Source organism: Erysipelothrix sp. strain 2 (EsS2-7-Brazil), assembly GCF_016617655.1.
GTDB lineage: Bacteria > Bacillota_I > Bacilli_A > Erysipelotrichales > Erysipelotrichaceae > Erysipelothrix > Erysipelothrix piscisicarius.
In genome coordinates, this window is record NZ_SCFT01000004.1 from 53976 (window position 1) to 75006 (window position 21031).

Sequence of the window (21031 nt, forward strand, 5' to 3'; positions counted from 1 at the left end):
CTTCTCTATATTTTATCTTTAATAAGTTTTTTTCGCCAAGCAATCGCAATGCTGCCAGGTCCAGTATGAGCAAGTACAATAGGATATAAAGGACGTTTTATGACCTCAACCCCAAAATGTTTTTCTAAATCTTTCACAACAGCATTGTAGATTTTTTCTTCACAACCGCCGTCTAAAACAATCCATTCATAATCATCTTTATTCCGATCTACCACAGTGTGATCAAAACCAACGCGGACTGCTTTTTTGTAGGTCCTTACTTTTTCAGCCAAATCAATTTCACCATTTGAAACCTTTAATACAGGTACGATTTTGAGTAAATTCGCAATGGCTGCAGCTGCTGGCGTAATACGACCTCCACGCTTAAGGTAGATAATATTCTCAGGTATGAGTGATGCATACATATCCGCTTCATCTTCGATGAGCGTCCTTATAGCATCCGGTTCCATACCCCGCCTTATCATTTCCTTAACTTCAAGACTTAATAAAAACAATGGGCAACTGACAAATTTTGAATCAATAACCGTTACGCGTCCATCATAATCTTGAGCCAGTCCGCATGCCGTTTGATACGTCCCGCTAAGTTTACTTGAAATCGGTAAAAAGATTATATGGTCATATGTTTTTAAAACGTCATCAAACAATTCAATCAACCTACCTAAAGGTGGTTGTGATGTTGAAACAGATGATCCGTTTTTCATGGCTTGAATCAATTGTTCACGAGAGATCCCTTCTTCTTCCATATATGCTTTTCCATCGATTGTTAAAGGCATACGTGCTACGATAATCTCATGATCAATTGCTTCTTGCTTTGAAACACCTGCCGATGAGTCTGTGATAACAGCAATTTTCATCATAAATGTCCTCCATTAGTATGATTACTATATCATATTTCTTATATAATTCACTATTTTTTGGTGAGCGCCTTTACAAACGTTTTTTTAAACGCTATAATGGTCTAGCAATGGCGATCGTGGTGAAGTCGGTTAACACACCGGATTGTGGTTCCGGCATGCGCGGGTTCGAGTCCCGTCGGTCGCCCCATATTGAAATAACACCCACTTTAAGTGGGTTTTTATTTGTTCTTTCGTCTTGTTAAAACACTCAATTATATCAACCGTGAATTGTACAAACTCCTCGATATGAACGTACTCCTTTATGCTCTTTAGCACGTACACATACATTCTATAAGGATAGTTCTCCAAAGTCATTTTCATTTAATGAAAATAGCAAGATAGTTTGTTAATTTGATGAATTTTCATCTAGAATTCGAAATTTAGTTTTAAAATAGTATCATTTTGGTGATTTGAATTCAAGAAACCTTAAAATATGATGACCAACAATCACGTTTTGTTCATCCCCTTTGAATTCTTAATTTTTAGGTCTTTCTACTCTTTACAAGATTAATTTTTATGGTTATAATTGACGAGGATATGGCGATCGTGGTGAAGTCGGTTAACACACCGGATTGTGGTTCCGGCATGCGCGGGTTCGAGTCCCGTCGGTCGCCCCATATTGAAATTACACCCACTCTTTAGAGTGGGTTTTTTTATTTTCGACGAATATAGGTTTGTTCAATTTCCTGGATAAATGACTTCATGTGGGTCGTCAGGAATTTTTTTTCGTGATAAAGGACTTGAGCGTACATCGAAACCGTAGGAATATCAACATTCACCGTTTTTAATACGCGTTGTTCGAGTTCTTCTTTTACTGAAAATTCAGGAAGAAACGATAACCCAAGTCCTTTTTTCAAGACAGCGATGATAATTTCTGTATCTCCAACCTCTAAAATCGCATTTAAGTTCACGCGTCGCTTCGCAAGATTGCGCTCAAGTTCATAGCGATACGCCTCACCTTGTTCGGTCAGTAAAAATGGTGCATCCGAAAATTCTTCAAGGTTATAGATTTTTGTACTGCTTACCGTCTCATCCGCACTTACAAACAGAATGGTTTCTTCCTTTTCAAATACTTTTACCATATCTGCACCATAAAGTTGATAATCAAGTGTGAAAAGGATGTCGATTTCGTTTCGCCGTACCATACCCAGCAGTTCTTCTGTTTTTCCGATGATCACTTTAATTTCCACGTTGGGATGTTCCTTGTGAAAATTATAGATAAGGTCTGGAAAAATGCTCGACCCCAACGATCCGACCGTTCCGACGCGAATGGTACCGTGTTCTTTTTTGATCGATTGATTAAAGATACGCGCTTCCTCAACGGTTCTTAAAACTTCGTTCGCATAAAATATAAATGCCTCGCCTTCTTCCGTGAGGTGAATTTTACGATTCATGCGGTCAAAGAGTTTTGTTTGAAGTTCTTCTTCAAGTTGTTGGATTTGAACGGTCACGGCCGCTTGAGTATAACCTAAGGCATCCGCTGCCTTACTAAAACTTTCTTTCTCCACAACCTTCACAAATGTTTGAAAATGTCTCAGATTCATACGCTCTCACATTAATTTTTTTTATCCGTTTTATAAAATCTATTAAATTATCTTATTCTATAAGTTATGGTATATTTTCATTAACACGAAGTCAAGTTAATGGAGGTATGTAAATGAAACGATATGAACTCGATGAAGATGCTTCAATTGAAGCTATGATGATTGAATTTATTAAAACTTTTTATCAAGGTGAAACAAATCCAGGTACCGGACCTGTCTGTACAATCGCACCGGAAGACGTTTTAGATCGTCTTAAAAATCAAGATATGCCGCAACAAGGACGCGACCTCAATTCCGTTGTATCTCAATTGATGACGGATATTTATCCCTATAGTTTACGCAGTGCTCACCCACGTCATTTTGGATTTATCCCCGGACCGGCTACAAAGGTTTCTGTTTTGGGTGATTTAATGTCGAGCGCTTATAATGTGCATGCAAGTAATTGGGTTAATAGTTCTGCCGCAAGTACGATCGAAGAAAACACCATTTGTTGGCTCACCAAACAAATCGGCTATGATGAACATGCTGGCGGGTTGTTTGTTTCAGGTGGTTCTATGGCAAACCTAACGGGACTTATTGCAGCAAGGGATAAAGTATTGAATGAAGATAACCGACACTTGGGGGTCATTTATCTTTCTGATCAAACACACCACTCTGTGGAAAAGGGCTTAAAAATTATTGGATTTACGAGCCGTCAATTCCGTTTTATTGATACCGATGAAGCCTTTCAAATTAAAACGGACATTCTTGAACGAACAATTTTAGAGGACTTAAACCAAGGATTGGTTCCTTGTTGCGTAGTTGCAACTGCAGGAACGACCAATACTGGAACCGTAGATCCCTTAGATGATATCGGTGATTTATGTAAGAAGTATTCTCTTTGGATGCATGTTGATGGCGCGTATGGAGCGTCTTTCCTTCTTTCAACCAGTCAAGTACACCGCCTTAAGGGAATTCATAAAGCAGATAGTGTTAGCTGGGATGCCCATAAATTACTCTATCAAACTTATAGTTGTGCCATGATTCTTGTGAAAGATAAACAAGATCTTCTCAACAGTTTCGATGCCAGCCCTGAATATTTAAAAGATATTGATGGTGACCGTGTAACAAATTTTGGCTCGATGGGAATTGAGCTTACACGACCGACTCGCGCACTAAAATTATGGCTTTCACTGCAAACTATTGGAATTGAAGAATATTCTCGTCGCATTGATCATGGCCAAGAACTTGCGAATTACGTTCAAGAACGAATTCTAAAATACAATCATTGGGAAATGATCTCACCTGCTCAGTTTTCGATTATTAATTTTCGTTACATCCATCCTGATTTAACGGACGAAGCGTTGGATTCACTCAATACCTATCTCGCAAAGCAAATTGTTGCCGATGAATTTGCAGGTATCTTTACAACCGAACTCAAAGGACACACCGTATTAAGAATGTGTACAATTAATCCGATCACCACCTTTGATGACCTCGATGAAACACTCGACCACCTTGAAACACTCGCAACCCATTATCTCAACACAAATCTTTAAGATTTGTGTTTTTTTGCTTTTTTACCACACTCACACACATTCTAAGAACAATCCAACTATAATAAGAATATAAGGGGGAACACATATGAAATTCTTTTTTAACTATACATTACCGCTTTTTGTACTCCTAACAATCTTGGGCTTTCCAGTTTATTTCCTATCAAAACGAATTCGCTTTAAAAAGCGAACAAAACCAAGACGCTTTAATCAACCCACCTATGCAACACGTCCACACCGGTTTAACCTAACAATCATGGGAGGATACGTCCTGATCGCGTGTCTATGCATCGTCATAACCTTTTATTTAGAAAATTGGCCTCGTTCAATTGAACCGAAAACGCAGTGTCAACAGCCATCTTTAACATTTACCGATCCCGGTGGGTTCTTAGATGCAAAGCCTGAATATGCATTGTGCTTTGATGAACATTCTGAATTAATTTTTGAAGATCCAAACCAAGCATTTGATTCATTCATTGAAGACCATCGTTTTGATCTCTATAAGATTCACCTTAAGTTTAAACGCTTTACACCGATTAACCGAATAACCTATCGGAATTATGCACGATTCGATATCAATAACGAGCTTGAAGCACCTTATGCACAATTTTTTAAGATTTTTAATCAAAGTATTTATCCAAATACACAGGGAAAAACATTGCGCTTGATTCCGTTTAATGTCGATTCCATTGAATTCAGTGAGAACTATAAAAAACCGGATGGCGATATTGAACGAACTGAAAAAAACCAAGAGTTTGCGATCATCTCCGTAACACTTGATTTACAAAGTGACGACCCAATTATTGATTTCAGAAATGCCTTTACACTTGTCTCTGAAGATGCAACGACCTACCTTCCACCCCGTCTTGTTTTAAATAACAATCACGAACGAATGGACCTCAATGCACGAAACAACCAAGCAACTCTAATTTTTAATGTAAATCAAGATACACCTTACAATCTTATATTCGCAACCGAAAATACAGTTCCTCAAAAAGAATTGATTCGAAAGCCATAAAGAAAAAAGTCCACATCGCGTGGACTTTTATTTGAAATCACCAAAATGATAGGCCATTTCATAGGTATACGTTGCTTCATGATCTCGAGATCCAAACCATGTATGAATCCCAATTTGACCACTGTCTTCATGTTCTTTACCCGGTTCAAAAATAAATAATGTACGATCTTTTAGAATGACAACATCTAGGGACTCCTTAAACGCATCGGCCTCTTTTAGATGGAAGCGAACTGTAATCACGCCAGGAATATCTTGTTGTTGATAACGATCCGCAAACATTTCTAAGTCTTTACGCGTAATTCTTCGTTCTCTTACATCCGTATCCGGACCAATATTTATCTCTTTAATTACCCCTACTTTTAAACTGCCATTTTCTCTGTAATTTGCAATAATATCTGCTTGAATCGTATCATTACTGTTTGTATCCATTCGAGGTAAAATCATTTCCTCAAAACGCATATTTGTATAAGATTCATTGATATTTAAATCAAAACCTGCTTGTTTAATTCGAATGTGTTCTTTAAGAATACGGGTAAAATCACCTTCACTAATATAAAACGAATATAAGTGTTTCTCCCCTACGAAAATATCTTTATCACGCCCAAGAGTCGGTACCATAACGGGTTTTAGAAATCGATTTCTCGTTGTCGGTTCATTTATATATTTATACAGACCATAGCCTGCCGCAGCAAGAATTGCTGGAACGATGAGTTTTTTCATATGCTACCTCCTTATCATCAAAATTTTAACACATTCTTATTATAATGAAATTGAATTGTAATCGAAACTTATGTTATTGTCATAAAGTCATGCGAATTCCTTTCATTTTGCAGCATGTAACTCTATAATGAAAGCGATACAATTTTTAGAAATGGAGTGTCATCATGAAAATAATCGCAATCACAGGTTCAGTAGCAGGCCGCAAGACACGTGTCGCTTTGGACTATGTTATCCAAGAGATAACCAAACACAATCATACTATTGACACGGAGATTATTAATATCGGAGATTATGATCTCCAATTTAGTGATGGACGCCCCGTTAATCAATATAATTCCGATACCCAATATGTTATTAATGCAATTTTGGAGGCCGATGCACTCATTGTTGGAACGCCAACGTATCAAACCTCTATTCCTGGAGCCCTTAAAAATATTTTTGATTTACTACCAATGCATGCGTTGGTTGATAAAAGTGCAGGTATTGTTGTAACTGCAGGATCACCAAAGTATTTTTTAATGGCTGAACAACAGCTCAAGCCGATTTTATCTTACATGGGTGCACGGATTGTTCAGAAGTATGTCTTTATTGAAGATTGTGATTTTGATGGCCTTCAAATCAAAAACGAAAAAATATTAGACCGCTTACGCACATTAGGTGATGATGTTATTTGTTCAGTAGAACATAGGACTTGGGCAAAAAACCATCCAATTAAGAAAGATCAATTCCCTTACAACGATAAATAAAAGTATTGACAAAGATTTGATTGTACGATATTATTTCACTTAAATCGCAGAACAAGAGAGTAGACATTCGGATATCGATAGCGAATTAGGGATGGTGGAAGCCTAATGGATGAATTATGTTGAACCGCACTTGGGAGATGTTTATCTGAACAAAGAGTAGGATAAACCGCAAACCTAGCGTTACAGGAGAGAGGTCATATGAAAAACATATGGCAATTAGAGTGGTACCGCGTTTAACACGTCTCTAGATATAACTATCTAGGGACGTTTTTTTTGTTCCTAGATTCAAATAAGAGTGAGGAGAATTTTTATGGGAATCAAACGACGACGTGACTTCGCAAAGCGCACAAACCAAACTTAAAGCGAACATCACAAGGAGAGAAACAAAATGAAAAAATTATTTATCGTAGCAAGTATTACATTATTAGTATTAACCGGTTGTGGTAAAAAGGATTCAACCGTAAGTAAACTCGAAGCCATCAAGGCAAAAGGTGAGATTGTTTTAGTAACATCACCTGACTACGCACCGTATGAGTTCATCGATGCAACAAAATCTGGTCAAGATCAATATGTTGGAGCAGATATTGAACTCGCAAAATTTATTGCCAATGAAATTGGTGTTGATCTGGTTATTAAAGCGATGAGTTTTGGCGATATTGCCTCCGCCGTATCGCTTGGAAAATTTGATATGGGTATTGCAGGATTCACTTACAATGACGAACGTGCCGAACAAGTTGATTTCAGTGAAACATATGATACAACAGAGTCCACATGCCAAGGGTTCCTTGTTACCAAAGAAAAAGAAGCAACCCTAAATACAATCGATGATCTTAAAACAGCAAAGGTAGCCGTTCAAAACGGATCATTACCTCAAACATATGTCGAAACGGAGCTTCCTGAAGCAACAATGCAGCTTGTGAATACTTTAGATGATGCTGTTCTTCAATTAAATGTTGGGAAAGTTGATGCCATTGCCGCATCATGTGCATCAGGCGAAGGTTTTACCCTCAATAATAAAAATCTCGTTGTAAGTAAAGTTAAATTCGCAACAATCGATGACAATGGTACAAAAGTAATTTTAGAAAAAGGTCAAGAAGACCTTATGAATGAAGTGAATAAAGCCATTGCGAAAGCCGTAGAACTTGATTTATATAAACAATGGCTTGATGACGCTACAAGCATTGCAGAACAATTAGGAGCGATAGACTAAAATGTTTCAGGATATATTAAAGCTCATTAATCGCTATGGACATGTGTACCTCAAGGGAGCTTGGGGTACATTAACCATTTCTGTTGTAGTTGTTCTCATCAGCACTCTACTTGGTGCATTTCTTGCCATGGGGAAAATGTCAAAATTTAAACCCTTAAAAGCAATTATTAATGTTTATATTGAAGTCATTCGTGGAACGCCCCTTTTACTTCAACTGAGTTTATTTTATTTTTTAGGATCTGAGTACATTTCATCCTCAGTACCCGATGTGGGATGGATTATGGTTGCCCTCATAATTAATTCAAGCGCCTATGTTGCGGAAATATTCCGTGCAGGAATTCAAGCTGTTGATAAAGGACAATTTGAGGCTGCGAAAAGTCTTGGTATCTCAAACGCCAATATGATGAAGAAAATTATTTTCCCCCAAGCGATTAAGAACATCTTACCTGCTTTAGGGAATGAATTTATTACAATGATTAAAGAAACATCTCTTGCATCGGTATTTTTTGTTAATAACCTGATGACTTCGGAGTCGATCGTTTCAAGTGCAACGCACTTAAAACTTCCTTCTTTAATGATTGTTGGTGTTATTTACTTTATGATGACATTCTCAACATCAAAACTTATTTCCGCATTTGAAAGAAAGGTGGCTCTCAATGACTAAACCGCTACTTGAAATCAAAAACTTACATAAGGCATATGGCGATTTATCCGTTCTTCAAGGAATTAATGAGACCATCACCCAAGGTGAAGTCGTTTCAATTATTGGCCCTTCAGGGTCTGGAAAATCGACACTGTTACGCTGTTTGAACTTACTTGAAACACCATGTTCTGGAAGTATAATCTTTGACGGTGTTGAATTACAACCCGATCATAAAAATTTAGATAAGCTTCGTCAAGAAATTGGGATGGTGTTCCAACACTTTAATGTTTTCCCAAATTTAACGGTTTTGGAAAATATCACCCTCGCACCAACTTTAGAGAAGGGAATGTCTCTTGATGAGGCTAATGCTTTAGGGCTATCTTTACTTGATAAAGTTGGATTAAAAGAAAAAGCTCATGAATTTCCACGTAAATTATCCGGTGGTCAAAAACAGCGTCTTGCAATCGTTCGGGCACTTGCTATGCAACCTCAAGTTATGCTGTTTGATGAACCAACTTCTGCTTTAGATCCCGAAATGGTTAAGGATGTTCTTGAAGTCATTAAAGATCTTGCGGTAAGTGGCATGACCATCGTCATCGTTACCCACGAAATGAATTTCGCAAAAGAAATTAGTGATCGAGTATTATTTATGGATGGGGGCGTTATTTGTGAACAAGGTAATCCTGAAGCAATCTTTGATCACCCATCTCATCCACGTACCATTGAGTTTTTAAGTAAAGTTTTATAAAAAAAAACATGTCTTAAATGGATGTGGACCCATAACCAAGAGCTTTATATTTAATGAATAGTACCAAAGGATTCTTCTCTGTATTAAACAGAAGAGCGTCCTTTTTATTTTGTCACGGCTGTGCGGACGAATCTACTTGATTATTTTTCTAAATATATTATGATATCATATTTCTTGATTTGAAATCGGTCCCCATACTTTATTAGGTTTATCGTTGCATGCTCGATTGCGATTAATTTGAATTCCGCACTACATGTTGACATGAAAAAACCCCTGTCCATGTTTGGATTTAGGGGTTCACATCAATTGTCTTGCTTTTTTTTGAGATAATCACGCGCCTCAGAAATAAAATAGAGTGAGCCCGTAACGACACATGTCCCTTGATTTCGATGTTTGATACCTGCATCAATTGCATCATATTGATTTTTGATGATGGTGACATGATGTCCAAACGCTAAGTTTTCTGCACTTTCGGAACGATAAAAATCAAACTGGGTGATAATAACTTCATCAAATACAGATTCCAATTTATTTATCATAAGCGTATAGTCTTTATCTTTAAGAGCTGTGAATACCGCAATCCATGGTCGAGGAAGCATTTCCATGCTTCTCACAAGCATTTCTATCCCCATCTCATTATGAGCGCCATCTACATAAACACCATCGCTGACACGCTCAAAACGGCCTGCCCAGGATGCATTCAAAATTGCATTCTGAATGGTTTGGGTTGAAATCGCAAGTTGAGGCAAGGCCTTTATAAGATTAATGGCGAGACTTGCATTCGCAACTTGATAAATACCTTGATTTTCAATGCTATAGCTGTCACCCAAAACCTCAAAGTGATAGGCCATTCCACTACGATGAGGCACCGGTGTTTGGATCGGGTGTACTTCGGTCTGCATACAATGTGCGTGTTGGTGGAATACTTCTAAACATGAACTTTTGCTTTCTGTTGTGAAAAGAGGTGTATTCGGCTTAATAATACCCGCTTTTTCGGCAGCAATTTTCTCAATGGTATCCCCAAGAATATTCATATGATCAAGACCAATGTTTGTAATTCCAGAAATTAGTGGATGGATAACATTGGTTGCATCCAGTCGACCTCCAAGACCCACTTCATAAATCGCATAGTCTACATCTTGATCAAGAAAGTATAAAAATGAGATGAGAACATCAATTTCAAACATGCTTAATTGATATCGATCCCAAAAAGGTTCGGTTACATTAATATACATTAGTAAATCCGAGTCCGTGATATTCTGATTATTTATCCGAATACGATCGTTATGTACCGTAAGGTGAGGTGATGTGAATGTCCCAACAGTATAACCGGCTTCCTGTAAAATTGCACGGGTATAATTGGTTGTCGACCCCTTACCATTGGTACCACCAATATGAATGCAAGAGAGGGAATCTTGAGGATTGCCCATATCTTCTAAACATTGACGAAACAAGTCAATGCCGTACGTCTGATTTTTACGTTTCATAAGCGCTTCAAGCGCAGGTTCTATTTGTCTAAACATGTAACACTCCAATTAATTTCTTCTTGATGACGTTCTCTAAGCAACGCATTGATTTTTGAAAATGGACGCGACCCTATAAATCCTCGATACGCACCAAGTGGGGATGGGTGACTGGATTCAATAAATTGATGGTGATCTTGGATGAGCGTTTTTTTAGCTTGAGCCTTTTTCCCCCATAACACAAAAATGATTGGTTCTTCGCGGCGTCCTAATTCCGAAATTACCCGATCCGTAAACTGTTCCCATCCAATATGAGCATGAGACATTGGCTCACTTTCTCTTACCGTCAGCAATGTATTAAGAAGCAAAACACCTTGCTTCGCCCACGATGATAAGTCACCATGTTCATTTTTTACTCCGAGATCAGCTTCCAACTCTTTATAAATATTTATCAAACTTTTAGGTAATTTTTGATCTTTATAAACAGAAAAACTCATCCCCATCGCCTGACCGGGTTGATGATAAGGATCCTGTCCTAAAATCACTACCTTTACATCTTCAAATTTAGTATTTTCAAATGCCGTGAAAACCGCTTCCTCAGGTGGATAGATTGTAAACTCATTTCGTTCTTCTTTGATTTTATTTTCAAGTAAACGAAAATAGTCTTTTTGCTTTTCTTCATTAAATAATTGTTGCCAGTTCATAAAGACCTCCTGCATGATTTTTAAAAATAAAAGCCAGATATCTGGCTTTTATTCATTGACTGAAATAATTTCATGACGTTCCATTGCTTCAATATAGTCATGCGCTTGACGTACTGTTTCATAGTTTGGTTCCATCACATAGAGTGCTGGTCCCGGCATTGAATAAGTCGTTGTACTTGAGCTTCCCGTTCCAGTTACTGCATAGGATTGAATATCCCAATCAGACATGTCGTTAATTTGTTGTTTTATGAGTTTTTTAAAATCACTTTCTTCCATACTCATTTGGAATGAGTCCGAAACTGAGTTTAGAATTGATGTATAGTTTGTAATAATTGCGGGTGACATTGCCTTTTTAAGGATTCCTGTAATGAGAGCTTGTTGGTTTCGAACACGGTCATTATCACCATTTGGTAGATTATAACGTTCACGTGCAAAGATAAGACCATTTCGTCCATCTACGTGGTTAATTCCTTCATCAAAATACACACCTGCATAAGATTGGAATGCATATCGGGAATAAACATCTACGCCACCCAATGCATCAATAATGGTTTCAACTGAACTGAAGTTTACTTTTACGAAGTAATCAATATCGATATCGAAAAGATTTTCCAGTGTTGCCATTGATTCTCCGACACCATAAATTCCCGCATGTGTTAGCTTATCATAAGCTCCAAAGGATGCAAGTTCAACATGATAATCACGAGGAATACTTGTTAATAAGATTTGCTTATTCTTAGGATCAATGGTCATTATCATATTCACATCTGAGCGTGAAACGGATGAAACAGGTCCATAGGTGTCAATCCCGGTTACAAACATACTAAATGTATCTTGCATTACGTCTGTATTTTTATTTTTAAAATCGACTTCTTCTTCATACGCTACGGTACCTATAATACGAGTCTTTTCATCAAAATCTTTTACCTCATCTTGAATAAAACCACGGTGTGCTTCACTCAATAAGATGACTTCTTGTGTACCATCATACAAATCATTTGCGAGTTCCGTATAATCTTCATAGTCCACGATATTAATATCTGATTTATATTTTTCATCAATTAATTTCTTACCTTTAGCGATGTTTTTCGAGTCCAATCGTGTATTTGCACCAAAGGATAACGATTTAACATCATCAATGCTTTTATATTCTGAATCTTTCATGACCACAACAGAAATAACATGTGTGTCTTTATTTGCCCCGGTTAATTTGCCAAGGAAACTATTTCCTGTAACTAAATAACGTGTTCCCAGTAACAAGAGTAAACTTAAAATTAAACTGTATACTTTACCAAAATTTTTCAACTTACCGGGTTTGGTGAGCATGGTTATTAACGCTCCAATAAGGAATAAAAGTAGGATAATCCCTACAATAATCATGAGATACTTTGTCGGAATTGCATTAAACTTATAAATTGCATACAAAGTAACGACTGAACAAAGTAAAAATATCAGTACGATTACTTTGTCTCGGAATAAAATAAATTCTTTTCGATTGTTTTTAGCCATGCTAACCTCCATCACAAAACTGTGATTATCAATTAATTATTTTTCGCTTCATCATCAGAAGATGCTTCATCATCTGACTCTTTTGATTCTTTTTCTTTCTTAGCTTCAAGCTCTTTTTTTTCATCTTCAGCCTTTTTGGCTTCCAATGCTTTTTTCTCATCTTCCGTCAAATCATTTTCTTCAATCCACTTGTTTGCTAATTCCACAATTTTTATCTGCGCTTCATCAACTGTAATTTTATGATCGTATAAATCTCGTAAGATTGGCATAAAATCAACTTCTTTATAAAGACTTCGTGCTAACTTCGTTGGATTATTATCCAATGCCATAACGGGTGGTGTGTCATGGAAATTATAGGCTCTCATCTTTTCAATCACACGTTTATCGGTAATCGTAAGTTCATCAAGGTGTATGCGATGATAGATCGGCGTTTTACCTACCGAACTTTGATATGTTGATACCCCTTCACCACTGCGTAAGATTCGGATTACTTCGGCTGCTGCTGAAGGATACTTTGTCTCTTTTCGTGCGATGTAACCATCGACTTCACCCATAGGCGACATGCGATGCTTCATATATTCTGGGAATGGAGCATATACATATTCATCGTTACTGCTTACTTCGTATTTATCGGCCATCTCAAAATCGGTAATAAAACTAAAGGCCGATCGTCGTTCATAAAATGCAGCATCCAATTGCCATGGAAGATCTTCTGCCTTCATATCTTTAGAGAGAGTCTTATCCATTTTATGTGTGCTCATTGCTTCAATAAATACAAGACCATCTCTAAATTCTTGAGTTTCAAAGCCAGGATCAGATCCTTTTTTTGTAAAATTCAACGTCCAGCGTCCGCTGGTTAAGAAAGGATAAAAGGATTCTTGATCTTTAAAGGATAATGGGAAAACCATATCGGTCTTTTTCAGTATTTTATCTGAAGCTTTATAGATTTGATCCCAGGTCTCAAAAACATCAGGTAAACCAGATTCATCCGAATCTTTTAAATCAAAACCTGCTTCCTCTAGAAGGGTTTTATTATAGACAAAAAGGCCACCTTCAATACTGTTTTGAACGAAATAGTATCCTTTAAGATTAATGGAATCTTGCAGTTGGACCGGAATACGACTCCCAACTACTGTATCAAGTGAATTCCCCAGATTGACCAACTGATCTAGAAAATAAACAGCATTTTTTTGAGACGTCACCATAACATCATAAGGAAGTCCTTTTGCCATTTGATCAATACTTAAAGGTTCCTGTACAACATATGAAATTGCATCTTTATGTTGCGGATGAATCTCATTCCATGTGGACACGAGATAATCTCCAAGTTCTTTATTTTCTACTTGTACAGTAAGCGAGGCATTTTCTTCAATACTAAAATATTCATTATCTTTATCGTAACAAACACTCTTTCCATCTACCGTACAACGACTGTTTAAGAAGAAGAATGAGGTTGAAAAAACTGCAAGTAACAAGACTGCAATAACACCAATGATAACGCTCTTATTTTCTTTTGGATTTTTAACTAAACGCTGTTTTTCTTTCTTGTCGTTTGCATTTTCCTCAACATGTATTGCTTGATGTTCTTCGCTCATCCTACTACACCTCCTTCCCATGGACTGTATAATCAACATTCTTTAACGATTCAATCGTTTTAGCCCCAACTAAAACCATTAGCTTTTTAAAGTCTTCCAAAAACATGGAAACTTCATTCAGCATCGCTTCTGACTCTAAATGTGCTACCTTGAGGAAATATCCTGAAATCCCAACTGCTTTTGCACCGAGTATTAAACACTTCAGGGCATCAAGTGGATTTTGCACCCCACCTGATGCGAATATATCGCATTTCTCTTGATATGATTTAGTCATCATAAGTGACTCGACGGTCGTAATACCCCAATCTGATAGATAGTTATAACGTTTGCCTTGTGAGCGTTCATTTTCAATCCAAACGAAGTTCGTACCCCCACGACCACTTAAATCTACATGACGCACACCACAATCATAGAGCTGAGCAACGGTCTTTGCACTCATACCAAATCCCACTTCTTTAACAATAACTGGAACATCCACCGAAGCAACAATTTGGGTTATATTTTCAAGCCAGTGAGCAAAGTCGCGATCACCTTCGTCCATCGCAATTTCTTGCGCAACATTGATGTGGATACCTAGTGCATTCGCATCAATCATCGCGATTGCGCGCTTCGCCTCATCCACAGTTGCATTCGCCCCTACATTCCCAATAATAAATCCTGTAGGATTTTCATCACGTACAACTCGATACGATGATTCAAGGGTCTTATCATCAAGCGCAGCATGTTGTGAACCAACTGCCATCGGCAAACCAAAAACACGAGCAATTCTCGCTAGGTTTCGATTCAACATTTCAGTTTTTTCACTACCACCTGTCATTGCATTAATATAAATTGGATACTTCATCGTCTGACCTAAAAATTGAATGGAAGGATCTACTTCACTCAAATTGATATTTGGTAAACTTTGGTGAACAATCCGTACGGTATCAAAATCAGATTGATACACATTTTGCTTTAACGCAAGTGCTACATGTTCGTCTTTTCTTTTTGATCTCATTTACGTTTTATACACTCCTACATCTAGATATAGAATACCATGTTTTTCCCATTCATGTACTAAAGTGTTCGCTTTTTCATTAAAGTTTTCAGATATTAATGCGAATCCACAATCACCACCACCAGAACCGGATATCTTCGCAGGTAAACCGATATTGTGCGCGGATTCAATCAGCTTCGTTAAGACATTTGTCTCAATATTGATCGATGCACGATTCCCTAATTCGGCCATCAACATTCTATAGTGATCAATGGCTTGAGAAACCAATATAAAATCATGGTCTTTCCAAGCATCAATAAACTGATTGACTCGAAGATTCGCTTCCTCGAGAAAGGATGCATAATAGGCTGGATTACTACTTTTTAATTCTCGTACTGCGTCGACAAAAGGCGAGGTTTGATTTACAGTTCCCGTCCATCCAACACATAGATTTAGGTTGGTTGATGGTAAAGGTTCAATCAGCAATCCTGGCCATGTTGAATGGACAAGGTTCATATTACACATATCCGCAACAATAAGCCATGACTCATCATAACGCTGATAAACTAGTGTGCCGCCAAAACATGTGGAAGCCAAATCACCACCCGAGCTGATCTCACCAACAATTACTTGGGCCATCACCGAGAGTTTAAAAAGTTCTAACGACTCCAGCTCTACCTCATGAAGTCTCAAAATAGCATCAATCACTGCCGCTAGTACAACACCACTCGATCCAAATCCATATTTTTGCTCATTTTCCGAATCCAACTCACTCTCAATATGCATTTTGAAAGGGGTCATTGTTATTTTTCTAAATTTCAAATAGCGTCTTGAAATTTCAATTGCTGCCTTCACATGAGTCAACGTTCCATTCTGCATAAATATCTCAGTACCTTGAAGTTGACCATAGCGACTGTTTACTTCAAATTGCTCGGCGGCCTCTATGTAAACATTTAAAAACCGATCAATGGCTGCAATGACCGCTTTTTGACCTGGTTCCATAATTGCATATTCCCCCATTAAAAACAGTTTCCCAGGAAATTTAACGTGAATCATAAACCGATACCCCCACTCCCGGCGCGCAAACTACCGTTTTAACACCCTCTAACTCAGCGAGAACCGTTTCCACATGTTCAGAGGTTGTCATGATTTTCACATTAGGACCAGCATCCATGGTAAAGAAAGCAGGTACTGTCTTTTGGATTTTACGCACTTTATTCATAATTTCGACCGTTTGCGGCTCAAAATACCACATATTTACTGCCATTAACGATGCGTGCATTCGTAAAGCATTTTGTTGCGCAATCGCACCAACAGTCCAGATATCGTGTTCTTTCAGTGCCGATTCTAAATTTATGATGTCTTTTTCTGTCTGTTCTACCCACGCTGGGTAATAAACCGATTCTTCGACAGTTGTGTTCATCGCTTGGCTGCTTAAAAACGGTTTTTCTTGATCATTAAGAATGCAGACAATCATTCTAAATTCTGGCCAAGGCTTCATGATTATAGGCTCCGCAAAACTGTCCAAATCATTTGAGCCGCGATTCCATTTCACAAATCCACCGTAGATTGAACGCGATGCACTTCCCGAACCCAATCGCGCACAGCGAGACACTTCTTCATCGGATAAATCAAGGTTAAGCGTTGCTGCTTTCGCAAGCGCAGCGAATGCAGATGCTGATGAGGCTAAGCCTGCTGCTTTGGGGACAAAATTGGTAGAATGAATGCGAGCAAAATAAGGTAACGGATATCGTTTCCTAAGCTCATTCATATACCAAACAACGCGATCTTTTTCCTTACCTTCCACCTCATAACCATCAAGGATAAAAATATCCTCAGTTAATGTGGCATCATATTCAACCCATGTATCGGTGTAAAACTGATCTAATGTCATAGAAAGACTGGAATTGTGCGGTATTTTTAATTCATTATCCTTCTTTCCCCAATACTTAATGAGGGCAATGTTGGTATGAGCACGAATCGTTTTAGTCATGAATTTGTTTACCATTTAAATTATAAGACCATGTATCTACCGCACCCGCTTCTTTTAATTTTTGTGATACATGCATTGAATCCTCTTCGTTGGCACAAAGTGCAATCATACAGCCACCTTTTCCTGATCCCGTTAACTTTGCGCCCAATGCCCCCTCTTGAATGGCGATGGTTGTTAGGAGATCTAATTTATCATTACTTACGCGAATTGTTTTTAAAACCTCATGGGCACGATTCATACAATTACCCACTTCCCCCACATTTTTTGTTTGAAGGTGAATACGGGTTTCATTGGTCAAATCTGCAAGTTTGTTCATCAACGATTCCACATACTCTGGATTATCCTTAAGCATTGCATTCACTTCTGAAACGGCAAGACGGGTTTGACCGGAATCGCCAGTATCTGCAACAACGAGGACCGCATCCATATCCACTTCAATAACTTCACCCAATTTACCCCGTTCAAAGAAAACGGGTTTTCCCATAGCGATTGTATTTGCATCAAGGCCACTAGGATTCGTATGGTGGATGCGCTCGGCTACTGACACCAAATAATTTAAGTTTTCGTCTGATAAGTGCATTTTAAACGCATCAAAAAGACCACGAACAACGGATACTGAAACTGCGGCACTCGAGCCCAATCCACGTTGTGGTGGTAATGTTGATACAATTGAAATATGAAGACCATAATTCTCTTTATTCATAAATTTTAATGTTAGTGTGATTAATTCTTTGATACCCGCAATAACTGAAGGCGCACTTGACAAGGCCCCTTGATAATAAAGACAATCAATCGTGGTTTCTTCTTGATGGAAATCCACTCTTGTCTCAATACGTGCGGATGCGAAAGGCAACGCAATCGCTGGTTTACCGTAAACAACTGAATGTTCACCCATTAGAATAATTTTTCCGGTCGCAGACCCAATTCCATATAGACTCATATAAACACCTTCCAAACATAAATAGCATCTATATTATACATCATAAATCTTAAGATTTTCCAATTCACACGAATTCATATAATTGTGCATAAAAAAAGCGAGCATAGCCCGCTTGTAATTATTATAATGCTTCGATATCTGTATATGAAATCTCAGTAGGTGTCTCACGACCAAATAAAATCGTAAGAATCATTGCTGTTTGAGAATCATCATTCATACTATCAACAGTTCCTTCGATCCCTGCAAATGGTCCCGAAAGAATACGAACTGTATCGCCTTCCTTGAAATTAACGATAAGTTTTTGATCACTCATACCCATGCGTCTTAAAATTGATTCAATCTCTTCATCTGAAACTGGGAATGGCTTTGCACCACCACCTGATGAACCGATAAATCCTGTAACACCAGGAGTATTACGAACGATATACCACGCTTCATCCGTCATAATCATTTCTACAAATAAATAACCTGGGAATAAGTTACGAAGTTTTTCGACTTTTTTACCATTCTTATATTCAATTTCTTTTTCTTCGGCTACAAGAATTCTAAATAAAGCATCTTCGATACCCATTGATTCTACGCGTCGTTCTAAGTTTTCTTTAACACGGTTTTCATGTCCTGAATAGGTGTTAACAACATACCATTTTTTTTCTTCCATCTTATCCACCAATTCCAATCAATTTCAATGCTGCTACTAACACAACTTCTGTTAGTAAAAAGTAAGCTACAAAAAACAGAACAAAGGATAAAACGATTGTTGTGTTTCGTGTCATTTCCTTACGAGTAGGCCATTTGATTTTATGGATTTCTTCTTTAATTCCAGCAAAACTAAACCAAGCCATAGCATTTACCTCCTATTTTGTCTCTCTATGTAATGTGTGTCTTCCACATCGTTTACAAAATTTTTTTATCTCAAGTCGTTCCGTAACACTTGAATGATTTCGAAAAGTAGAGTAGTTACGTGAAAGGCATTCAGTACATACCAAGATTACTTTTTCTCTTTTATTTGTCATTAAAAAACCCCACTTTCGTGCTCCCTAACTTTATCACAATCACAGTGGGGTGTCAATGAACTCACATGTGGGAAACATCGCGCATTGCTACAAGACGACGCCTCACTTTTTGGATGATATTATCCACATTTTTCGGTGAAATATTAAACCGATCTGCAATCTCACGATATCCAAATCCCTCTTCCCGCATTGTATAGATTATCCGCTCTTTTTCAGGGATCGTTTCAAGTACTTTGCGTTCAATGCGACGTGCATCATGATAATGTGCAACCACAACCGGATCACTGGTGAGATCTTGCGTTTCAATCATATCAGCAAGATAAACAGATTTATCTTCTGTCACAAAGAGATCCAACGACCATTTACTATCCAAAAGTTTGTATGATTGTGATCGACATTTTCGTAGTGCGGTTCGCATCGTGGAGATTACGCAGAGATTTACATAATATGCAAATCCTACATCTTTTATTTCTTTGAAGGTATAAATGGCATCATAAAACCCTAAAAATCCTTCTTGAAACAAATCTTCGATATTAATCCCGATAGGCTTTTGTTGAGTATAAAGTTCATATGCTCTTTTCCAAAGCAAACGCTTGAACTTCCCCATTACAATATCCAATGCATCTTCACTGTTCTGGCGAATCATATAAAGATACTCAAAATCGCTTATCATGCAAATCCCCCCATACTGCATTATTTTCGGCGACGTACTATATCAAAGAGCAAAACACCCGTTGCGACGGATACATTTAGTGAATTGACGCTTCCCTGCATTGGAATCGTTGTTAATATATCGCACTCTTTCTTTACAAGACGTGAAATTCCTTTACCCTCAGAACCCACAATCAATACAAGTGGCATATCAACATTAAATTCAGTATAATCAACTGCTTCCACCGCATTCTCAGCAGCTACTACCCAATAGCCCGCTTCTTTAAGTTCTGCGATAGCTTTAACCATATTTGTAACTTCCGCTACCTTTACCGTATTAATTGCACCTGTAGAAACTTTCGCAACCGTTGATGTTAAGCCAACACTTCGATGTTTTCCAACTACCACTCCATCTACACCACATGCATCACACGTTCTTAAAATTGCACCCAGATTATGTGGATCTTCAAGTTGATCACAGAGCACGATTAAATTGTTTTGAGCGCCTTGAATAATTTCTTGAAGTGAGTAATATTTGTAGTCTTGAATTTCTATCACGACACCTTGGTGCACACCATCAGCCATTTTATCCAATCGAAATTTATCGACAAATTGCGGTCTAATTCCGTGTTCTTTCGCAAGCGTCACAATTTCTTGATAATTTCCTTTATTGAATAAATATAAATTCTTTGGTTTCTGCCCACTTTTTAAATATGCAGTGACCGTATTTTTCCCAAAAATGTAATTCGACATTATATTTCCACCGTTTCTATATATTCTTTCCAAAGCGTGTCCAAACGTTCATGATGACCTTCCATATAAAGATATCCCCACAATGCTTCAAATCCCGTCGCAATACGATACGACATAACATCCGCATTTTTAGCCATTGATGCACTTTTGGCATTTCGGCCTCGTTTGTAGATACCCATCTCTTCCTCAGAAAGTGCATTACCATCCAGTAATGTCTTCATGTAATCGGCTTGTGCCATGGCACTCACAAACTTAACCGAAGTTTCTTGTAATTGCTTTGTTTTCGTAATTCCTTGTTCTACCAGATATTGCCTCACTTGAAGGGATAAAACCGCATCACCCACAAAAGCCAATACATTTCCTGAATGCATCAT

At 37.8% G+C, this 21031-nt stretch carries 23 protein-coding genes, 2 tRNA genes and 1 other annotated feature; of the genes, 8 read left to right on the forward strand and 17 right to left on the reverse strand.

The window, feature by feature from the left end:
- Positions 1-5: 5 nt before the first annotated feature.
- Positions 6-857 carry a DegV family protein gene (locus EPJ90_RS02960; protein ID WP_125163770.1) on the reverse strand — a complete coding sequence of 284 codons (852 nt, stop codon included), beginning with the start codon at positions 855-857 and terminating at the stop codon, positions 6-8.
- Positions 858-967: 110 nt separating this feature from the next.
- Between EPJ90_RS02960 and EPJ90_RS02965 the strand changes: the two genes are divergently transcribed.
- Together EPJ90_RS02965 and EPJ90_RS02970 are read left to right on the forward strand one after the other, a co-directional pair.
- A tRNA-His gene (locus EPJ90_RS02965) sits at positions 968-1044 on the forward strand.
- A 392-nt stretch (positions 1045-1436) separates the two neighbouring features.
- Positions 1437-1513: transfer RNA gene (locus EPJ90_RS02970), tRNA-His, on the forward strand.
- 36 nt (positions 1514-1549) lie between these two features.
- On the opposite strand, the gene EPJ90_RS02975 is transcribed toward EPJ90_RS02970, so the two are convergent.
- A complete protein-coding gene (locus EPJ90_RS02975) occupies positions 1550-2440 on the reverse strand; it encodes a LysR family transcriptional regulator (protein ID WP_200542553.1) in 891 nt (296 codons plus the stop codon).
- 113 nt (positions 2441-2553) lie between these two features.
- Between EPJ90_RS02975 and EPJ90_RS02980 the strand changes: the two genes are divergently transcribed.
- Together EPJ90_RS02980 and EPJ90_RS02985 are read left to right on the forward strand one after the other, a co-directional pair.
- Positions 2554-3978, forward strand: coding sequence for a pyridoxal phosphate-dependent decarboxylase family protein (locus EPJ90_RS02980; protein ID WP_200542554.1), 1425 nt, complete (start codon positions 2554-2556; stop codon positions 3976-3978).
- Between the two features lie 85 nt (positions 3979-4063).
- On the forward strand, positions 4064-4993 hold the full coding sequence (locus tag EPJ90_RS02985; RefSeq protein ID WP_200542555.1) for a hypothetical protein: 930 nt from the start codon (positions 4064-4066) through the stop codon (positions 4991-4993).
- Between the two features lie 27 nt (positions 4994-5020).
- Here EPJ90_RS02985 and EPJ90_RS02990 read toward each other — a convergent pair whose 3' ends face one another.
- Positions 5021-5713 carry a hypothetical protein gene (locus EPJ90_RS02990; protein ID WP_161636760.1) on the reverse strand — a complete coding sequence of 231 codons (693 nt, stop codon included), beginning with the start codon at positions 5711-5713 and terminating at the stop codon, positions 5021-5023.
- Positions 5714-5877: 164 nt separating this feature from the next.
- Between EPJ90_RS02990 and EPJ90_RS02995 the strand changes: the two genes are divergently transcribed.
- The 4 genes from EPJ90_RS02995 to EPJ90_RS03010 all read left to right on the forward strand — a co-directional run bounded on the left by EPJ90_RS02995 (position 5878) and on the right by EPJ90_RS03010 (position 9060).
- A complete protein-coding gene (locus EPJ90_RS02995; RefSeq protein ID WP_161636761.1) occupies positions 5878-6459 on the forward strand; it encodes an NADPH-dependent FMN reductase in 582 nt (193 codons plus the stop codon).
- Positions 6460-6497: 38 nt separating this feature from the next.
- Positions 6498-6708 (forward strand) — a binding site (T-box leader).
- A gap of 139 nt (positions 6709-6847) precedes the next feature.
- A complete protein-coding gene (locus tag EPJ90_RS03000; protein ID WP_161636762.1) occupies positions 6848-7669 on the forward strand; it encodes a transporter substrate-binding domain-containing protein in 822 nt (273 codons plus the stop codon).
- Position 7670: 1 nt separating this feature from the next.
- On the forward strand, positions 7671-8333 hold the full coding sequence (locus EPJ90_RS03005; protein WP_125164038.1) for an amino acid ABC transporter permease: 663 nt from the start codon (positions 7671-7673) through the stop codon (positions 8331-8333).
- Positions 8326-9060, forward strand: a complete 735-nt coding sequence (locus EPJ90_RS03010) for an amino acid ABC transporter ATP-binding protein (protein ID WP_161636764.1) — start codon at positions 8326-8328, stop codon at positions 9058-9060. Before EPJ90_RS03005 ends, EPJ90_RS03010 begins: the two co-directional genes overlap by 8 nt.
- A 302-nt stretch (positions 9061-9362) precedes the next feature.
- Here the strand turns inward: EPJ90_RS03010 and EPJ90_RS03015 are convergent, their stop codons facing one another.
- The 14 genes from EPJ90_RS03015 to EPJ90_RS03080 all read right to left on the reverse strand — a co-directional run bounded on the left by EPJ90_RS03015 (position 9363) and on the right by EPJ90_RS03080 (position 21031).
- Positions 9363-10583, reverse strand: coding sequence for a bifunctional folylpolyglutamate synthase/dihydrofolate synthase (locus tag EPJ90_RS03015; protein ID WP_161636765.1), 1221 nt, complete (start codon positions 10581-10583; stop codon positions 9363-9365).
- A complete protein-coding gene (locus tag EPJ90_RS03020; protein ID WP_161636766.1) occupies positions 10568-11227 on the reverse strand; it encodes a uracil-DNA glycosylase in 660 nt (219 codons plus the stop codon). Before EPJ90_RS03020 ends, EPJ90_RS03015 begins: the two co-directional genes overlap by 16 nt.
- A 48-nt stretch (positions 11228-11275) precedes the next feature.
- Complete coding sequence (locus EPJ90_RS03025) at positions 11276-12736, reverse strand: LCP family protein (protein WP_161636767.1); 1461 nt, start codon at positions 12734-12736, stop codon at positions 11276-11278.
- Positions 12737-12768: 32 nt separating this feature from the next.
- Positions 12769-14331, reverse strand: coding sequence for an ABC transporter substrate-binding protein (locus EPJ90_RS03030; RefSeq protein WP_200542557.1), 1563 nt, complete (start codon positions 14329-14331; stop codon positions 12769-12771).
- A gap of 4 nt (positions 14332-14335) precedes the next feature.
- The gene (gene fni, locus EPJ90_RS03035) at positions 14336-15328 is read right to left on the reverse strand and encodes a type 2 isopentenyl-diphosphate Delta-isomerase (RefSeq protein ID WP_125164032.1); all 993 of its coding nucleotides are present in this window, start codon (positions 15326-15328) and stop codon (positions 14336-14338) included.
- A complete protein-coding gene (locus EPJ90_RS03040; RefSeq protein ID WP_161636770.1) occupies positions 15329-16363 on the reverse strand; it encodes a phosphomevalonate kinase in 1035 nt (344 codons plus the stop codon).
- Entirely contained in the window at positions 16350-17300 is a 951-nt protein-coding gene (gene mvaD, locus EPJ90_RS03045; RefSeq protein WP_161636771.1) for a diphosphomevalonate decarboxylase, read from the reverse strand. The genes EPJ90_RS03040 and mvaD overlap by 14 nt, the downstream gene beginning before the upstream one ends.
- Positions 17293-18240: a mevalonate kinase gene (gene mvk, locus EPJ90_RS03050; protein ID WP_161636772.1), complete on the reverse strand. Its 948-nt coding sequence runs from the start codon at positions 18238-18240 to the stop codon at positions 17293-17295. The genes mvaD and mvk overlap by 8 nt, the downstream gene beginning before the upstream one ends.
- A gap of 121 nt (positions 18241-18361) precedes the next feature.
- Positions 18362-18898 (reverse strand): transcription termination/antitermination protein NusG, encoded by a 537-nt coding sequence (gene nusG / locus EPJ90_RS03055; protein ID WP_125164029.1) that lies wholly within the window; start codon positions 18896-18898, stop codon positions 18362-18364.
- 1 nt (position 18899) lies between these two features.
- Positions 18900-19082: a preprotein translocase subunit SecE gene (gene secE / locus EPJ90_RS03060; protein WP_125164028.1), complete on the reverse strand. Its 183-nt coding sequence runs from the start codon at positions 19080-19082 to the stop codon at positions 18900-18902.
- Positions 19083-19094: 12 nt separating this feature from the next.
- Positions 19095-19253 carry a 50S ribosomal protein L33 gene (gene rpmG / locus EPJ90_RS03065; RefSeq protein ID WP_083913023.1) on the reverse strand — a complete coding sequence of 53 codons (159 nt, stop codon included), beginning with the start codon at positions 19251-19253 and terminating at the stop codon, positions 19095-19097.
- Between the two features lie 61 nt (positions 19254-19314).
- The gene (locus EPJ90_RS03070) at positions 19315-19926 is read right to left on the reverse strand and encodes a sigma-70 family RNA polymerase sigma factor (protein WP_161636773.1); all 612 of its coding nucleotides are present in this window, start codon (positions 19924-19926) and stop codon (positions 19315-19317) included.
- 20 nt (positions 19927-19946) lie between these two features.
- Entirely contained in the window at positions 19947-20657 is a 711-nt protein-coding gene (gene rlmB, locus EPJ90_RS03075) for a 23S rRNA (guanosine(2251)-2'-O)-methyltransferase RlmB (RefSeq protein WP_161636774.1), read from the reverse strand.
- Entirely contained in the window at positions 20657-21031 is a 375-nt protein-coding gene (locus EPJ90_RS03080) for a Mini-ribonuclease 3 (protein ID WP_161636775.1), read from the reverse strand. The genes rlmB and EPJ90_RS03080 overlap by 1 nt, the downstream gene beginning before the upstream one ends.

Bases quoted from the DNA above. Each gene is read 5' to 3' on its own strand.
- EPJ90_RS02960 (WP_125163770.1), bottom strand. From the start codon at position 857: ATGATGAAAATTGCTGTTATCACAGACTCATCGGCAGGTGTTTCAAAG.
- EPJ90_RS02975 (WP_200542553.1), bottom strand. From the start codon at position 2,440: ATGAATCTGAGACATTTTCAAACATTTGTGAAGGTTGTGGAGAAAGAA.
- EPJ90_RS02980 (WP_200542554.1), top strand. From the start codon at position 2,554: ATGAAACGATATGAACTCGATGAAGATGCTTCAATTGAAGCTATGATG.
- EPJ90_RS02985 (WP_200542555.1), top strand. From the start codon at position 4,064: ATGAAATTCTTTTTTAACTATACATTACCGCTTTTTGTACTCCTAACA.
- EPJ90_RS02990 (WP_161636760.1), bottom strand. From the start codon at position 5,713: ATGAAAAAACTCATCGTTCCAGCAATTCTTGCTGCGGCAGGCTATGGT.
- EPJ90_RS02995 (WP_161636761.1), top strand. From the start codon at position 5,878: ATGAAAATAATCGCAATCACAGGTTCAGTAGCAGGCCGCAAGACACGT.
- EPJ90_RS03000 (WP_161636762.1), top strand. From the start codon at position 6,848: ATGAAAAAATTATTTATCGTAGCAAGTATTACATTATTAGTATTAACC.
- EPJ90_RS03005 (WP_125164038.1), top strand. From the start codon at position 7,671: ATGTTTCAGGATATATTAAAGCTCATTAATCGCTATGGACATGTGTAC.
- EPJ90_RS03010 (WP_161636764.1), top strand. From the start codon at position 8,326: ATGACTAAACCGCTACTTGAAATCAAAAACTTACATAAGGCATATGGC.
- EPJ90_RS03015 (WP_161636765.1), bottom strand. From the start codon at position 10,583: ATGTTTAGACAAATAGAACCTGCGCTTGAAGCGCTTATGAAACGTAAA.
- EPJ90_RS03020 (WP_161636766.1), bottom strand. From the start codon at position 11,227: ATGAACTGGCAACAATTATTTAATGAAGAAAAGCAAAAAGACTATTTT.
- EPJ90_RS03025 (WP_161636767.1), bottom strand. From the start codon at position 12,736: ATGGCTAAAAACAATCGAAAAGAATTTATTTTATTCCGAGACAAAGTA.
- EPJ90_RS03030 (WP_200542557.1), bottom strand. From the start codon at position 14,331: ATGAGCGAAGAACATCAAGCAATACATGTTGAGGAAAATGCAAACGAC.
- fni (WP_125164032.1), bottom strand. From the start codon at position 15,328: ATGAGATCAAAAAGAAAAGACGAACATGTAGCACTTGCGTTAAAGCAA.
- EPJ90_RS03040 (WP_161636770.1), bottom strand. From the start codon at position 16,363: ATGATTCACGTTAAATTTCCTGGGAAACTGTTTTTAATGGGGGAATAT.
- mvaD (WP_161636771.1), bottom strand. From the start codon at position 17,300: ATGACTAAAACGATTCGTGCTCATACCAACATTGCCCTCATTAAGTAT.
- mvk (WP_161636772.1), bottom strand. From the start codon at position 18,240: ATGAGTCTATATGGAATTGGGTCTGCGACCGGAAAAATTATTCTAATG.
- nusG (WP_125164029.1), bottom strand. From the start codon at position 18,898: ATGGAAGAAAAAAAATGGTATGTTGTTAACACCTATTCAGGACATGAA.
- secE (WP_125164028.1), bottom strand. From the start codon at position 19,082: ATGGCTTGGTTTAGTTTTGCTGGAATTAAAGAAGAAATCCATAAAATC.
- rpmG (WP_083913023.1), bottom strand. From the start codon at position 19,253: ATGACAAATAAAAGAGAAAAAGTAATCTTGGTATGTACTGAATGCCTT.
- EPJ90_RS03070 (WP_161636773.1), bottom strand. From the start codon at position 19,926: ATGATAAGCGATTTTGAGTATCTTTATATGATTCGCCAGAACAGTGAA.
- rlmB (WP_161636774.1), bottom strand. From the start codon at position 20,657: ATGTCGAATTACATTTTTGGGAAAAATACGGTCACTGCATATTTAAAA.
- EPJ90_RS03080 (WP_161636775.1), bottom strand. From the start codon at position 21,031: ATGATGCATTCAGGAAATGTATTGGCTTTTGTGGGTGATGCGGTTTTA.